The sequence below is a fragment of the candidate division KSB1 bacterium genome (genome assembly GCA_034506395.1).
GTDB lineage: Bacteria > Zhuqueibacterota > Zhuqueibacteria > Thermofontimicrobiales > Thermofontimicrobiaceae > Thermofontimicrobium.
On record JAPDPQ010000003.1, the window covers coordinates 1 to 16,122 of the forward strand.

The window sequence follows — 16,122 nt, forward strand, 5'->3', positions numbered from 1 at the left end:
TCGTAAGCAAATGAACGATCCGGCTGATATCGAAAATAAACCGTATCTCCCGCCACCTTGGTCGTCTCTGGCTTCGCATGACTCACGTTCACCGAATCACTCACTATATCCAAAAATACTGAATCAACATCCACTCCTGAACTATCCCACACCCAAAAATGAACCGCTGCATCCACTGGCACATTTATCTGGTCAGGATAAGGATCATAGGGATTGATCACCGGACCAGCCGAATCCTCCAACGTATAAAAAACATAGCTTGTTTCGGCTTGATTCTTAAGATAAGAAACATCTTGAGCGAATAAAATCACAGTAACTGTGTCTGACCAATCAAAAGGCATTGGGGAGGAATATTCGCAATCCACCTTGAATATGCTGTCCGCTAGCGTAATTTTATTAGGTCGAACACTGTCAATTCCCCAAAAACGGCTTTTGATGGAAATAAAAATCTTGCTAGTATCAACGCCATATCTATCCCACTCATTCTTCTTTGGACGGAAGTCATCATTCACGCGAAATTTAATGATCGTGTTTCTCGGTACTCCCCTCTGTTCTGCCTTAGGATTCAAGTCAGTAAAATAAGGCGGATATTTGTCGCACATGATAGTTGCTATCGAATCATTTTTAGGTTGTGCGGATTTATCGCTGGGGAAATTTTGATCGTCAGATGAGACGCCTATTGGATCGGTGCGAATGGATTTCGTTGCTGACCAACTCAAGTCTGACAAACCAAACATCCAAAATATTAGCACTATTCCTATGCACAGTGTTAATATTTTTGATCTGGTCTTCATAAGTGACCTCGTTGGGATTCGGGATATTTTGATTGATAAATAACGGTATTAGGAAATTCTATTGGCTAGCTGTCAATCATGAATGGAGAGGCACTTTACCGTAAGCTTGCGACACACGCGCATACGACACACCGTTATTTATGGGACATTATTTGGGTCTGAATTATTTTTAGTCGATTTTGCCCTAATTGTGTCACAATATCAATGTATCTTACTGATCTTTACTGTTTTGGAAAGTAATTGAGTATTGATAATTCTGATAAACTTTTTGTAATTTTAAGTGATAATAATAATTTCTCCTCTAAAAATCAAGCACTTTCTTCGCTATTTTGTAATTTTTTTAGCTGGAGAAATATCACCATTGCAGTTCGAAAAAATTATGTTACAAAGCTCTTTTTATCAGAATGAAACCATATGTTTGAGTAGAATTCTCTTTCTTTTAGCCATCTAACCCCTGATTCTGAATTTAGCATAATGGTTCGCATGCCGAGTTGATCTTTATTTCACCTCCGTGGCTTTAGGCTTTTTGAGCAAAATAATATCCACACGCCTACTCAAAATCTTCCCATAAGGATCATCCAACGGAAAAACATATTCTTTCAAACTGCATGGATTCAGGTATTGGAATGGCTCGGCATAGCTGCCTGGATGTCCCGTATATTTTTTAATCAGCACATCAACGGGATCAATTGGGACTAATTTTTCCTCGATCGCTACTGAAGGACATTTTGTTTTTAATTTTTTTCTCATCAGTTCAAGATAAGTCTCAGCGCGCTGATGGGCCAAATTTACATTGTAAGAGAAGCCTCCGATATCGCATGCATAACCATTGAATTTCACCTTGAGCGATTCGGACTGACACAAGCGCTCGACCAGATTATCTATTCTTAATTCATTAAATGCAAAAAATTCCTTGGGACTGTCGAACTGGTTGAGATGCACCTGCACCTCCTGGTCTTCTATCATATCACATTTCAAATAAAACTCCTTGGTATCAGAGGTAAATTCGCGTCCAAAACGATCTTGAACATAAACGAAATAATTGTAGCGTTGATTTAAGGTCACTAATCGGTTTTCGTTATCCCTGCCGATCCAGACGGTGCTGTCGATCATGTCGATCGGATGAGTCTCTGGATCAATTCGAAATGCTATTCGATATACATTATTTCTGCTAGGGCTCTCCTGAATAATTAACTGCCATGAAGAAATATCAACAAACGCTTTTAAATGGGAAATGAAAACCAGACCATCGCTGATTTGAGGCGGGTGAGAGATTTCTAAGGGGCCGAATAGTGCAAAATGGTCTTCAAGCTTGTCAGAGTTAAACAGAATCTCAACACGACGATTCTCCGCATTGACCATTGGCTCAGGGGCTCGTTCCAAGCGCCGTTGAGCAATATCATAGTTTGAATGTAACCCGATCTGATGCGCCGGCACACCTAACGAGTCCACCAAAATCTCTCTAACTTTTTGCATTCGTTCCGCAGCTAAATGATTTTGACCTTTTTCGGTAATCGGATCAATATAGCCAGCCAATTGAATTTTGAATTCAGGATGCTGGATCAGACGCTCAGCGATGACTTTAAGCAACGGCATGGGCTTTATTCTATCTTCTCGGTAGAAATCATCGTCTACAATATTCGATCCTTGGGCGAAAAAAACCAAAGGGACGATCGGAATTTCATAATAGCTAAAAATAACTTTTTTCGTTTTTAATTCTTCTTGAGCAGCGAATACATTCCCACGGGGGATCGTAATCGCGTAACATAAGTTTCCATTATTGCTATCATTCGATTCGAACACTCGATTATCTGGATCGACTTGACCAATGAAATGATGTCGACCGATTTCATTGGTTTTCCAAAGAAATGAGAACTTTTTCGATTGCCTTGGTCTTAAGCTATCAACACTGAATTGCGCTACGACTTTCGTAATTGCTTCACAATCGAAAGAATCGCTTAATGCCACATTAAATTTGTAAGCAGTCCAATTGCCGATGTTGGCGACTTCGATTATAACATTTCCTTGGGTATCGTCATCCAAATCAGGCAATGTAGCAGATGGCTGAAATGCAATCTGCCTAATTATCAGATCCGGGGCTGCCTGAATGAACCAGCGGACGCTTTCAGAGCCTTGTTTTCGATGTTTATAACCGGTCGCAGATGCCAACCGCGTATGACCTTTTCGATCAATTGCGATGGTGTTCCAAAAATAAGTTCCGGGAGGAAGATTTGTCAATCGAACGGATGCGTCATATACGATTTGATCATTCATTAATTGGACTTTTGTAGTTGGATATTTGCAAATCTGCTCAGCCATTTCTTTCAGCTTGGTTGAATCAGCATCGATAATATTCCGATACCGGATTTCATCACAAAAATCGGGGTCTTCCACCGGCTCCCAACATAATTTGACTGTATCCTGAGGACCAAAAATGTGACCATTTTGGGGCGATATCAGGTAAAATGGCTCGGGACTCACGGAAAATACCCCGATCGCGCCGGATCGAGTATAACCTAGCGCATCACCGAAATCAGATTGCGTGTAATCGGATTGCAACCCCGAATTGAAGGCATCCAGCTTAACGCCCACACCGAACGAAAAATCACCCAAATCATCTTTGTCAAATGCATACCCGCTCCGAACAGCAATTAAATTTCGGAACCAATATTCTGCTCCGAGCCCCAGCTTCCAATTGCTATACTTATATTTGGCCAGGTCTGTGGCAAGCAGTAAATGGTGGTAATCGCAATCGAGGAAACGATAACTAAGTCCAAATCGATACCCCATAGGAATAGGCGATTTTTCTTTGATGAAAGCGGTTTGAAACCCTATGTTTTGGATCGTTGCCCCAATCATGAATGGATGACTGAATAAATCCCATCTGGATAGAATCCCAAAATCGGTGGCTAAAGTGTAAGCGTCATATTCAACCAAAGTGCTTCGAGCAAACTTTACATTCAAACCGATCGACACATTTTTCGATAGCCAATCCAGTCGCTGCCCCAACGCGGCTGAAACCATAATATTGCTGGCGCTGGCCTTTTCATTATTTAGATCATCCTTCCACTCAGGAATTCCATGAAAAAATAGACCCAATCCAACACCCGTTTTTCTGCTTCCTAACCATTGAAATTGCTTCAAGCCAGAGATTGCGCCATAATACATATCAGCGAAATACTTATTATACATGGCTGATATTTCCCAGCGGCGAATTAATCCGATCCCCGCAGGGTTCCAGTAAATGGTATAAACATTATCACCAACACCAGTAAACGCTGAACCTAATCCAATCGGTCGGGGACCAACTGGAATCTTCAAAAAGTTAGCACCTGTCCCGCTTGATTGAGCAGACAATACAGATATCCCAGATAGAAGGAAGATTATCAAAAAGATTAGCTTTCGCATTCTGAGTCCCTCCGTTTTTATCGAATCGATATTATCGGATCACGATAACTTTTTTCGATGTTTGATTCGAGCCAGCCTTGATGACGATGACATAGACGTCACTGGCAACCAGATTGCCGTTATCATCCCTTCCATCCCAAGATAAAATTTCATTGTATCTTTCTCCAGCCAGCAAATTTGGAGTTTCTGGTAATTTTCTCACCAATTCCCCAGCAACATTATAGATGGAGGCAGTCGCTACATGATCTTTGGGCAGCACCAAATCGATAAAAGACCGATCTGATTCGCCAGGTACAGCAGGCTTAATGACGATGGGATGGACCCTACATTCGAACTCTGCTTCTACCGTGACAGTATCCTCCGCCTCAACTTTCTGTGAATCTCTATTTATGCCGTTGAATTTGAACCTAATTTTCTCCTGCTGTTTATCGGTGCGCTTCCAGGTATCAGTAAAATCTGGAATGATCCGATACCATTGATCCGCTGAATCCACTGGCAAAAGTGGTGTATGAGGTGCAATGAATGAATCTGCATAGGTAGTTACAATCGCTCCATCCTCAAAGTAGACGAGAAGATCCCACTCAACAAATATCTCGAAAACTTGGAGCTCAATTGTGATTGGATCGTGAGGCCGAATTTTTTCAGGCATGGCTCTGATAACTGGCGGAGGAACGTCCTCGCGCTTCTTAAAAACGATGTTCGTTGAAATATTGTTTTCTGGCTTTTCATCCTGATTATGCAAAATGAGTGCTGAATCAATGATCGCGATCTGCCATTTTGGCATCAACTTTTTGACCTGAACATCAAAATTAATTGAGCTTCTTTCACCAGGCATTAATGAATCAATTTGCCAGAACAACTGATGCTGATCAGCAGATGTGCTTGCCGGACTGCAACTAAAAGTACCAGGTACTACATCGACGTATTTTGATAAAATATTTTTCAGCACCGCATTATAACATGGAATTGATCCCTGATTCTCATAGCTGATGTGGTAGCTATAAATCTCATTTGGCACCACATATTGAATTGGATAGCTTCCTCCTACACTGAAAGAGTCGGTCGTGGCTGTGATCATGACAGATAGATCCACACCAATATTGGGAGCCTTGTATTTTCCAATATCCGAATCGACAAGACCTATGGCAGGATAATTGACCGTTATATCGACCAGACGCCAAGTCCCATCCCGTGTAGTGTCCGTGGTCGTATGGGCCAGCACGTAATGGTTCTTGAACATTTCAGCAAATAGCTTGAAAATGTACCACATATCTCGCGTATCTTTTTCATAAATGAAAATGCCTCCAGTTTCCTCCGCCAGTCGTTTGAGATTTGCCTGATCCGCATTGCCAAAACCGAAAACGAAAACAGGTACTCCCAGGGTATCAGCATGATGAATGACATCATTCAAACCATGAAAGCTACCAGAATTTGGCGATGAAGTATATACGAATACCGCTTTTCTGCCATGGGTAAGTGCAGTTTGTTCAATGCCAGAAAAAATTGCGTCATACAATCGATGATCATTCGAAGCTGGTAGAGGTTTTTGGATCACGTTCATCAGCGCTGCTGTATCTGCTGTAAAATCTGTGGCCAAATGGACGCTCCCGCTGAATTGGATAATGGCCATCTTATCTTGAGATCTCATTTGCCGAATAAGGGTTCTGGCCGCGGTATTCGTGTTGCTGGTATCAGCAGGTTCAATATTTGCGTCGATAATCATTGCCACTGAGAAACCATTAGAAAAATTCTCATCAATCCGCGCAATATTCAACGAAGAGATATCTCTTACGGAAGGAACCTGGTTATTCTCCCCATGATATTCTTGGATAGGTTTCCATATCTCCCGAACTTTCGCTCCAATGGGAGTGACCCAGTCCATCGAGGACCAGCTATTAACATCCGCCAATCCCCGAATATAATGATAGTTTTGATCGGTTACCTGGATATATGAAAAAATGGGCTCAGGAAAAGCTGGCGACCTATCCAATATGTTCACCCGATCCGACCAAGTTGAATTGTTCACCGTGGTTTTGAGCGATTGAAGCTTAGCAGTCACCAGAATCGAATCGATATTATTCGTTTCAACTATTTCAGAAACCTGGTTCAAATAATCGATTTCAAAATAAAACTTATAGTGGCCTTCTCCCTCTGGCAAGGCAGGCGTTTCTACGGCAAAATAAAGGCTATCGCCGGCCTCGATTCTATTTGCGATGAGCTGATCGAAAAATGGCGTTTTCCTCTGATCGTTCATCCAAATTTTGACATAGAATTGCTCATAAGTTGGCGTGGATCCAATGTTTTTAATCCAAGTATGGAGCAGCAATGGAAAACCTGGGGACGCATAGTTACCGAAAATTTTCGGCTCTAACTTCGGTACTAAGTCGCGTGCCACGATTTGAAAAGAAGCGGTCGTGCTATCCAATCTCTCTGATCCGTATATTATCACTGCTTTGTCTGAGATGACGATTGGCTCACCTCGGAATAATGATTTTAGCTCTTCATAAGGTTTGGCGCCCACAGTGATCAAAATACGCCTCCATTCGGTCATTTCCTTCGGATAAGATAAGTTTCTCCATTCAAGATTTGGAAGCGTATTATCGCTCGCGGGAATATCGATAGATATGATTTCGATACATTGATCAACATTGCCTTTCGAGCTCCAAAAAAGATCTGTGATGATGACATCATCCAGATCTCTTCTGCTATGGTTCTTAGAACTTAAAAGAATGGTGGTAGTATCACCTGGCAAAACAGTGCTCGGCACCGCATTTTTTTCTATCTCGAGGTCTGGCACGATCTCAACACGGATCGTGACCACGTGAAACGCCTCTGGCTGAGATAAATTGGATTTGTAGAACATGCCAATCCAGCATTGCAGATCGAATGAAGCACTGGTCCTATTTAAAATTTCAACTACATCCAAAATGAGAGTAAAAACAATCTGATTGGCATCAATTTCGGTTTCTGAAGCAGGGGGAATCGAGCTAATTTCCCATTCGATCAATTCGAGAAGCTTGGGATTAAGCGAATTCACCGTAAGTTTCGGATCATTTATTATCCCAGCAGGCGTCGTTGAGATTTGTTGCCCCCATTGAGTTAAAGGAGCCTTTCCAACTGGTATTGACATATTCGGTGGGAAGCATTGTATTACAACAGACTCCATCGACCGCGTCCCTTTATTGCCGAATATAACCGTGAATTCAAGTGTATCCGTTGGAGAGACCTTTCCCCCGGGATAAATTTTGATTAAGCTTGGTTCAACCGTTATTTTTATCCAAGGATCTGGTTGCATCGGTTTAGCGAGGTTTTGTTGAGACGAATTTTGAATAGAGCTTGCAGTACCAGCCACAAGGTTTCTATCAATAAGGGCAGGAAAATAAAACTTAAACAAGAACAAAGCTAAGCCAGTAAAGAGCAACACGTATCTACTCATAGGAAAGGAAGTTCGTTTCACTGTTGAGCCCTCCCGATTGTGCTTAAGACTTAGATTCGACACATAAAGTAATCTTTGAAGAAAAGTCAGGCGATCATATGAGGCCTGAGCAAAAAAACGATGAAAAACCCTCAAAAAACTCTTTAGATCGAATTGAATTCTAAGCCTAACAAACTCTTAGTCAACGGTTGCAGGTTCATGATGAGTGAAGAAAATCAAAGAAGCAAAATAGATGATAAAGCAACGGTCGGCAAAAATAAAAGCGTGAGATGCATGCTAATACATAAAGAAACAATCTCACATGACCTAAGTAATGAGATCATAAATTGAAGCTTCGCAAAGAATATAATAGAAATATTAAAAAATGTCAAGATTTTTTTTGCTTTTTTTTATCTGATAATAAAAAAGCCATTCCCCCCATTTCGCTTGGAGGCAAATGGCTCGTTCAAAGTAATAAGGTTATATCTTCTGCGACTTTCGTTAAGAAACGTTACTAACGGATCAAACGTTGAATCTCTGGCTGATCGAGATTCTCGCGGGTCACAATATAGACGCCGGTATCAATTCGTCTCGGAACCACCTCTCCAGCTAATACTTTTATGGCGGCCTTTACTCCTTCGTATCCCATTTTAAATGGATCTTGAACGATCAGCGCGTCGACTTCACCAGCTTGAAGCGCTTTTACTTCATTCGGGGCGGCATCGAAACCCACAACTCTCACCTGGCCAATCTTATTTTTGGACTTCAATGCTTGGATGACTCCAATCGTACCAGCTTCGTTGGCAGCAAAAATCCCTTTTAGATCTGGGTGGGCCGTAAGTATATCTTCGGTCACTGCCATGCCAACAGCTACCTCACTTTGAGAATATCGAATTGGGAGCAACGCTATATTGGGGTATTTTTTTATTTCGGAGACGAATCCTTGTTCCCGCCAATTCGAGGTCGCAGCTCCAGGAATAAATGGAATACAAGCCACTTTCCCTTGTTCTCCGATCAATTCAGCCAATTTTTGGGCTGCCTTCTGTGCTGCGAGAATATTATCGGTTGCAATAAAGCTGATTGGCAAATCGGAATCTACTCCCGAGTCAATTGTGATGACTGGGATGCCGCGTTGTTGGGCTTTTTCCAAAACAGGAATCAGCCCTTGAGCATCGCATGCTGCCAAAACTATCGCATCTACGCCTTTGTTCACATAATCCTCGATAATCGCGATCTGCCCTGCAATATCAGTCTCCTGTGTAGGGCCCTTCCAGATCACATCTGCATTGAATTCTTTTCCGGCCGAGTCTGCCCCCGCTTTTACCGTTACCCAAAAGGAATGAACCAACCCTTTGGGTGAGACCAATATTTGAGGTTTATTTTTTTTAGATCTCCCTGCACAATTCCAAACAATTAACATAATAAGTAATGCCCAAAAAATTTTCCTGATCATAAGATATATTCCTCCAGCTTAAAAATTCATTGATGAACTCCGGTTCGATGATCATCGATTCATCAATTCGAGCGTTAAAGCAAGCCAAAGACCTTGCCAACAAGACATAAAAAATTAATAGCCTCAAATTTCGAGTTACTCGTGATCCGAAACCATTCAAGCATGAAATCACCGTCGTTTTTGATATTGGTCGATAAAAACGGCAATAACGATAATTATGCCGATGGCCACTTGCTGCCAAAAAGCGGAGATGTCGAGCAGATTGCAGCCGTTGCGTAACACGCCGATCACCAATGCCCCCAGTATGGCACCCCAAATAGTACCGCTCCCACCACTCAGGCTTGCGCCGCCTATTACGCAGGCTGCAATGACGTCAAGTTCATAACCAAGGCCTGAAGTCGGCTGTCCAGTACTCAATCGGGAAGCCAAAACTACGCCTGAAAGGCCGTACAGAAAACCAGCTAATAAATAGATATAGATCATTGTTCGAGTGGTGCGAATTCCAGAAAGACGGGCAGCTTCGAAATTGCTGCCGATCGCATAGCTGTAGCGCCCGAACGGCGTATGAGTCAAAACGATATGGCCGAAAAGTCCCAATAGGATCGTGATTACCACTGGGATTGGAATCAACCCTGCAATTCGGCCATTGCCGAGAATGGCAAATTGTTCTGGCAATCCGAAAATGGGCACTCCCTTGGTAACAATCAGCGCCATGCCCCTCGCAATTCCCATCATTCCTAAGGTTGAAATAAAAGGTGGCAATTTACCAACTGCCGTTAGAAATCCGTTGATGAAACCGCAAAATGCCCCCACAGCAATGCCAACTGCACTTGCTAAGATCAAATTTACTCCATTTGCAATCAACAGAGTGGTTGAAACGCCAGACAACGCCAGCACAGAACCAACGGAGAGATCGATTCCGCCAGAGATAATAATCCAGACCTGTCCGATCGACATTATGGCAATTACGGACATTTGGAGTCCGATCGAGAGCATATTCTCCACGGTCAAAAAATGCGGGGAAAGTACGGTCAGAAGAATGACGATGATGAATAGACTTAATAACGATGCCAGTTTTCGAAAATAGATTGCGATCGGTTTCATAGTCATCATCAAAAAATCGCGTAAATGAGCGGGGCCAGAGCCGATCCCTCGATAAAAACGATCAAAAATCCAAGTAGGAGCAAAAATAAAATAATGGGCCCTAACCACCACTTCTTTCGGTGCTTCAAAAATTGCCACAACTCTGAAACGATTGAAAATTTGCTCATTTTTTCCCCTTCGTTGTTATAACGGATTTACCCTTTTATTGCTCAATGGTTACAATTAATGTGGCCATTTGGCTTGAATCTAACACTTTCGAGTCAATCATTTTTTTTAATATGACCCTAATTATCCCTTGACACTTCCGAGCGTCAATCCTGAGATGAGCCAGCGGCTGAGAAACAAAAATAGCACGACGACAGGAAGACTCACCATGATTGCAGCAGCAGAATAAAGGCCCCAAGATGTTTCCATGGCAGATTGGAAGGTTTTCAATCCTAATGGCAATGTGAATAGATTTTGATCTTGAATCAGAACAGCAGCGACCAGATATTCTGACCAGGCAGCCATGAAGGAAAATAGCGCCGTAATGACAAGGGCTGGGGCTGCCAATGGCAGAACAATCCGCCAAAACGTTGCAAATTGGCTGCAGCCATCAATATAGGCGGCTTCCTCAAGGCTGAACGGGATCGTATCGTAATATCCTTTCATCTGCCAGGTTGTAAATGGCAGCGCTGTGGCAGAATATGCGATGATCAAGCCGAGGTATGAATCATAAAGTTTCAGCTTGATCAACATAATGAATAACGGAAGCAGCAACATGGTAAGTGGAAACATCTGCGTGGTGATTAGACTGAACATCGCAGCTTCTCTGCCGAGAAATTTGTAACGGGAGAAAGCGTAACCGGCTGTCGCCGCCAATGCCACTCCAACGATCATCACCGCTCCTGAGACGATCAAGCTATTGCCGAGCCAAAGCGGGAATGGTTCTTTGGTGAATAGCCGAATGTAAGATTCGAGCGTTGCGTCATCTGGGATCAACGCCAATGATTTGCTCAATAGCCGATCTCCAGGCCGTAATGAAATTGTAATCACCACCAAAATTGGGTAAATGGCGAATAATGTAAAAACAATCAAAATGAGATAAGCCCCTATTTTGCCGGCTAGGGTCAAATCGCGCGGTTTATGCATGGCAATTCTTTTTTTTCTTTAGAGGTGATAGTTTAGAATTTTATGAAAAATAAATTGTAGTATTCTAGCCAACGAATTTTGTACTTTTCATCTACCAAGATCTATTTTGGTATTCCAGCATTTCATGATGACCAATCGAATCTCTTTCCACAAGACAAGCAATCTATTTTCCTTTCAAAGAACAATTTAATAGACAGCTTCTGCCGCCTTAGTTCTTCTAATGAAGTTAAAACTGAATACCAGGAGAATAACAAAAATGATCATTGAGAAAGCCGCGGCATATCCCATTCGAAAATAGCGGAAGCCAGATTTATAAATCCAAGAGACCAGAATGTGAGTTTTGTCGGCAGGTTCTCCACCGTTACTCACCAACCAGACGATATTGAAATTGTTGAAGGTCCAGATAATCCCTAACGTAATGGCTGGGATCATGACCGGTTTGAGCAACGGAATGGTAATGTTGCGCAATTTATTCCACCAAGAGGCCCCATCGATATCAGCTGCTTCGTAGAGTTCATCTGGAATGCTCTGGAGTCCGCCGAGAGCAACGATCATCATAAATGGAAATCCAAGCCAGATATTGGTAATCACACAGGCGGCAAAAGCTCCCCATTCAGTGGTCAACCAAGGAATTTGAATACCGAAAAGTCGATCAACAATAAGACTAATGGCACCATATTCTGAATTGAACATGCCACGCCAGGTTAAGGCAGTGATGTATTGGGGCACAGCCCATGGCAAAATGAGCAGGGTGCGAAAATATGATTTGCCTTTGATGTCTTTATTTAAGATGAGCGCCAGAAATATACCGATCGTGACATGAAAGAAAACATTGATCACCGTCCATAAAATCGTTTTCCAGAAAAAATACCAAAATGTCCCCTCTTTTAGCACATTAATGTAATTGGTCAATCCGATGATGCGCCAATCGTAAAAATGTGTCAGGTTCATATTCGAAAGGGAGAGAACGATATTGTATATGAATGGATAGACCACCACCATTCCCATGACGATCAATGCTGGCATGGTATATAAATAGGCAAGACGATTGTTCTTTAATGTTCCGACTCCAGCAGCCATGCTATTCTCGATTTTCTTTAATAAGTCGCTCTGCCAATTGCTGCATAGCCGATGCGGCTTGTGCTGGTTTCATTTGCCCGGTGAAGATCGATTGGTAACTGGGCCGCATGGCGTCCCAGATCCAGCGCAACTCAGTAACTACGGGCATAAGTGTGCCAACTTCTAATTGATAAATGGAGCTCTGAATCAGCTCATTATCTGTAACAGATGGATCCAAAAATGCTTGTTTTCGCGATGGGATCGTTCCCAGTGCCCGAGTAAATTCCAGCTCAACCTCCACCGAAGTCAAAAATTTGAGCAATTCGAGGGCAATCCTCAATTTTTCGCCTTCCAAATTAATATTAACGGAATAGCCGAGCGGCGAAACCATGGGCGATGGCCAGAGATCGGTTTCGTCGATTTTGGGGATTCGAGTGATACCGATATCGATTCCATTTTCAATATAGGTTCCCCACGACCATGGGCCATTGATGATCATTGCCGCATAGCCATCTATGAATAGAGCATTCGCGACTTCATAGTCGCACTCCATCGGGATGATGCGATCTTTATTGGCCAAATCGTAGATGAGCTGCGCGGCTTGAATAGTAGCTGGTGTATTCAGCGTGGGACGATTATTCTCGTCCAAAATTTTTCCACCATACCCATGGATGAACGGAACGGCAAAGAACGGTTCGGTATAGTTCCAGGCCAGAGCATACCGATCTGGTTTACCATCGTTATTGAGGTCTTTGGTGAGGCTCTTGCCAAGCTTTCTGAGCTCCGACATTGTTTTGGGGGGATGCGGCACATATTTTTTATTATAAACCAGACATAGATGATTCCCCACCTGATCAGCAATTTGATAGAGATGGTTTTGAAACCAGGTATTAGCCGCGATCGGCTCGATGATGAAGCTATCTAAAAACGCTGGATCAAAGTATTCCTCTAATGGTTTGATGACCCTTAGCTCAACCAGCGGCCCAATGTTATCACTGGCTCCCCAGAATAGAGCAGGACCGCTTCCTCCCATTGCAGAGATAATATAATTGGTGCGGGCGGTCTCTGGTTCATAGAATAGTTGAGCGAACTTCCAGCCAGGATATTTCTTTGAGAATTCGTCCAATTTCTGCTGCAATATCTTGGTTGCCAGGGGGCGCATTGAGTGCCAGATCATAATTGTACTGTGTCGTTTCGCGCTGCAACCGAAATATCCCCCAATTACACTCAGACAGCAGAGAACCAATACCTGCTTTAATGCTTTAGCGATCACTTATCCTCAGCTTCTTGAATTGAAAAAGGGGCAATTGCCCCTTGACTTTGTTCTTAAGGTTAAATTTAAACAACGCAACAACCAAAAGCAATCATTTTTTGCATTGATGATTATTCTATTCTCACCTCTCTTGAAAGATGCTTGAACCAGAAATGATAAAGTCCAGTCGAAAGAGCGATTAGGACCAGCAAGAGCCATCCGAGGGTATCCCATCGCTGCATCACAATCATCATCATCGCCAGAAACAGCACGATCTGCCATGGAACAGCAAAAAATGTCGCGACGATATCACGCCGATTTTCGCGATCAACCTGTTGCAATGTCGCGGCTGGAATAACGTTTTTAATATACGCCCAAAATCCAAATGGCCGGGTGCGCCTATAAAAGTTTTTCAAGACCGCTTCATCAGTCGGTGGTGTTAGATATGTGCCGATCACCATCAGAACCAGCGAAATCCCGCTGGCAAAACTGAACGAGACGTATTCTGGGACATTGGGGAACGCTGCCTTTTGAACTATTGCTGCAACCATTCCACCAATCGTCCCAATAGCATATCCGTAACCGTTCAATCGCCACCAATACCAACGCGTCAATTGGGGGATGATCATGCCAGCACCGATGCTCATGGTGATCCATCCCCAGATCTCATTAATGTTTTTAATGGCCAGACTGAATATTAATCCCACAACAACGATGAAAATCGAAGCGAGGCGACTATGAAGCATCAATGCTTTCTCGGAAGCTTTCGGATTTAAATATGCCTGATAAATGTCCTTTACCCAATAAGCCGCGCCAGCATTGACCGTCGAATCAAAAGTGGACATGGCAGCTGCCATGAGACCAGCTACCAGGAGCCCTTTCATCCCGGTATGAACCATGTTGTTGATAACGACCGGAATCACTTTTTCGGGATCGTTAATGACACCAACGCTACTGCCATAAGAGACGCCCATAATCGCAATTGCCGCAATAAAGGGCCAGCGAAACGAGAGCAGGCTGGTCCAAAAAAGAGACAATAGCCCTGCCTCACGATCGCTCTTCGCCGCAAAATATCGCTGGATCATGTAGCCGCCAGTGCCCCCAGATCCCTCAATGATAACTTTGATCAAATAAAAAATAATGGCAATGCCAAAGAGGTTATAGATGGAATAGGCACAATTGGGATCAAAGTCCAATTTCCATGGCGGAATGACGCTGGTCCAGGTTTCGCGTGTGGTGGAGATTGTCTGAAAAGTATTCTCTGGGACACGCATTGGGACGGAGACGGAAAAGCTTTCTGGTAGTGGGAATCGCGTCATTGCCATGACGCAGATGTAGATAATTGTGATGAAAATGAGTAGGCTCTGAAACAGATCGGTCCAGACCACACCATAGAGGCCGCTCGCCACGGTATAGATCATGGCCAGAACGATCATCAGAGTGGCAGCCCAGAATTCTGATGATAAGCCTGCAAATGATGGAATGCCGAGAAATTCGCCAATGAATTTACCCGAGCCCACAGCGAAATATGTGATCATTGCGATGGTGACCAGGATGCTGGAAATAGCAGCGATCAGTCGAGCAATATCTCCCTCTTTGCCTTTGCCGAATCGAAAACTCATCCACTCAGCCAGGGTCATAACCTCAGCGCGGCGATTCCATTTTCCCATAAAGATCATTAAGAAAGCCATGATCAATGTGACACCGCCGCGAATTTCAATAAAAAAGCCAGCAGCACCCAGCGCAAAGATCCACGCAGTATTGATCATGGTGCCGCTGACGTCTAAATTGGACGCCATGCCTGATACGCCTAACACCCACCATGGCAATTTCCGGTTGCCCAGAAAATAAGAATCAATTCCAGCAGATGCCCGTCGCTGCAAAACTAGGCCAACCACTACCATCGCAACGAGGTATACTGCAACGATCAAATAATCCAGAAGGTGCATTACCCCTCCCTGGTTAATGGTATTTTTGCTCTTCTATTGCATTGCGCAAGAATTTGGTGTACGAAGATCGATGCTAAAAAATTTGATTAATCAAAAAACCTGAAACAGGGGCATGAGCAAAAAATCGCTAGAAAAAAACTGATCGCTGCTCCTGAGAAGTTTTTGGTTGTCCGTTCTGTAAATCAAAGACGCTCAAGTTAACATCATCTCTGGAAAAGGTTGATGCTTGAATGAGCTTGTAAATATCAATGTCGCAACTGCTGTCGATACGATTCAAATTCTTTCAGTGAGGCTTTAGCGATATCAACTCGGATGATTTGGTCGTCGATAGACCCTTGATCCCAATCTCGTATCGCCTCGAAGGCTGCTTTAGCGTCTGGCAATTCTAAGAAGGCATACCCGCGGGAGTTATTCGAAAAACGGTCGCGAATGATTTTGATGTTTTTGACACTCCCATACTCGCTGAACATTTCAATTAGGTCATCCTCTTCCGTATCCTTGGGCAGGTTTCCAACATAGATCCTCATTGTTCTCCCTCCTCGCATTGAAAATGAACT

General features: G+C 43.2%; 11 protein-coding genes. All 11 read right to left on the bottom strand.

All coding sequences use genetic code 11. From position 1 onward, the window contains the following. Positions 1 to 728: hypothetical protein (locus ONB37_02475; protein ID MDZ7399009.1), on the bottom strand; the 728-nt coding region annotated here is incomplete at its 3' end. Between the two features lie 564 nt (positions 729 to 1,292). Beyond that, positions 1,293 to 4,151, bottom strand: coding sequence for a PorV/PorQ family protein (locus ONB37_02480; protein MDZ7399010.1), 2,859 nt, complete (start codon positions 4,149 to 4,151; stop codon positions 1,293 to 1,295). 82 nt (positions 4,152 to 4,233) lie between these two features. Next, a complete protein-coding gene (locus ONB37_02485; GenBank protein ID MDZ7399011.1) occupies positions 4,234 to 7,659 on the bottom strand; it encodes a VWA domain-containing protein in 3,426 nt (1,141 codons plus the stop codon). Between the two features lie 472 nt (positions 7,660 to 8,131). Next, positions 8,132 to 9,070 (bottom strand): ABC transporter substrate-binding protein, encoded by a 939-nt coding sequence (locus ONB37_02490; protein MDZ7399012.1) that lies wholly within the window; start codon positions 9,068 to 9,070, stop codon positions 8,132 to 8,134. A 168-nt stretch (positions 9,071 to 9,238) separates the two neighbouring features. After that, the gene (locus tag ONB37_02495; GenBank protein MDZ7399013.1) at positions 9,239 to 10,174 is read right to left on the bottom strand and encodes an ABC transporter permease; all 936 of its coding nucleotides are present in this window, start codon (positions 10,172 to 10,174) and stop codon (positions 9,239 to 9,241) included. An 8-nt stretch (positions 10,175 to 10,182) separates the two neighbouring features. Continuing rightward, the gene (locus ONB37_02500) at positions 10,183 to 10,341 is read right to left on the bottom strand and encodes a DUF5989 family protein (protein MDZ7399014.1); all 159 of its coding nucleotides are present in this window, start codon (positions 10,339 to 10,341) and stop codon (positions 10,183 to 10,185) included. Between the two features lie 121 nt (positions 10,342 to 10,462). Then, positions 10,463 to 11,305 (bottom strand): sugar ABC transporter permease, encoded by an 843-nt coding sequence (locus tag ONB37_02505; protein MDZ7399015.1) that lies wholly within the window; start codon positions 11,303 to 11,305, stop codon positions 10,463 to 10,465. A gap of 186 nt (positions 11,306 to 11,491) precedes the next feature. After that, positions 11,492 to 12,385, bottom strand: coding sequence for a sugar ABC transporter permease (locus tag ONB37_02510; protein MDZ7399016.1), 894 nt, complete (start codon positions 12,383 to 12,385; stop codon positions 11,492 to 11,494). A gap of 1 nt (position 12,386) precedes the next feature. Then, positions 12,387 to 13,637: an extracellular solute-binding protein gene (locus tag ONB37_02515; protein ID MDZ7399017.1), complete on the bottom strand. Its 1,251-nt coding sequence runs from the start codon at positions 13,635 to 13,637 to the stop codon at positions 12,387 to 12,389. Positions 13,638 to 13,747: 110 nt separating this feature from the next. Continuing rightward, positions 13,748 to 15,565 (bottom strand): sodium:solute symporter, encoded by a 1,818-nt coding sequence (locus tag ONB37_02520; protein ID MDZ7399018.1) that lies wholly within the window; start codon positions 15,563 to 15,565, stop codon positions 13,748 to 13,750. Positions 15,566 to 15,810: 245 nt separating this feature from the next. Beyond that, a complete protein-coding gene (locus ONB37_02525; protein MDZ7399019.1) occupies positions 15,811 to 16,092 on the bottom strand; it encodes an RNA-binding protein in 282 nt (93 codons plus the stop codon). Positions 16,093 to 16,122: the final 30 nt, after the last annotated feature.

What these genes read in the sequence shown, in the direction of transcription:
- ONB37_02490 (MDZ7399012.1), bottom strand. Translation starts at nt 9,070, where the DNA reads ATGATCAGGAAAATTTTTTGGGCATTACTTATTATGTTAATTGTTTGG.
- ONB37_02495 (MDZ7399013.1), bottom strand. Translation starts at nt 10,174, where the DNA reads ATGAAACCGATCGCAATCTATTTTCGAAAACTGGCATCGTTATTAAGT.
- ONB37_02500 (MDZ7399014.1), bottom strand. Translation starts at nt 10,341, where the DNA reads ATGAGCAAATTTTCAATCGTTTCAGAGTTGTGGCAATTTTTGAAGCAC.
- ONB37_02505 (MDZ7399015.1), bottom strand. Translation starts at nt 11,305, where the DNA reads ATGCATAAACCGCGCGATTTGACCCTAGCCGGCAAAATAGGGGCTTAT.
- ONB37_02510 (MDZ7399016.1), bottom strand. Translation starts at nt 12,385, where the DNA reads ATGGCTGCTGGAGTCGGAACATTAAAGAACAATCGTCTTGCCTATTTA.
- ONB37_02520 (MDZ7399018.1), bottom strand. Translation starts at nt 15,565, where the DNA reads ATGCACCTTCTGGATTATTTGATCGTTGCAGTATACCTCGTTGCGATG.
- ONB37_02525 (MDZ7399019.1), bottom strand. Translation starts at nt 16,092, where the DNA reads ATGAGGATCTATGTTGGAAACCTGCCCAAGGATACGGAAGAGGATGAC.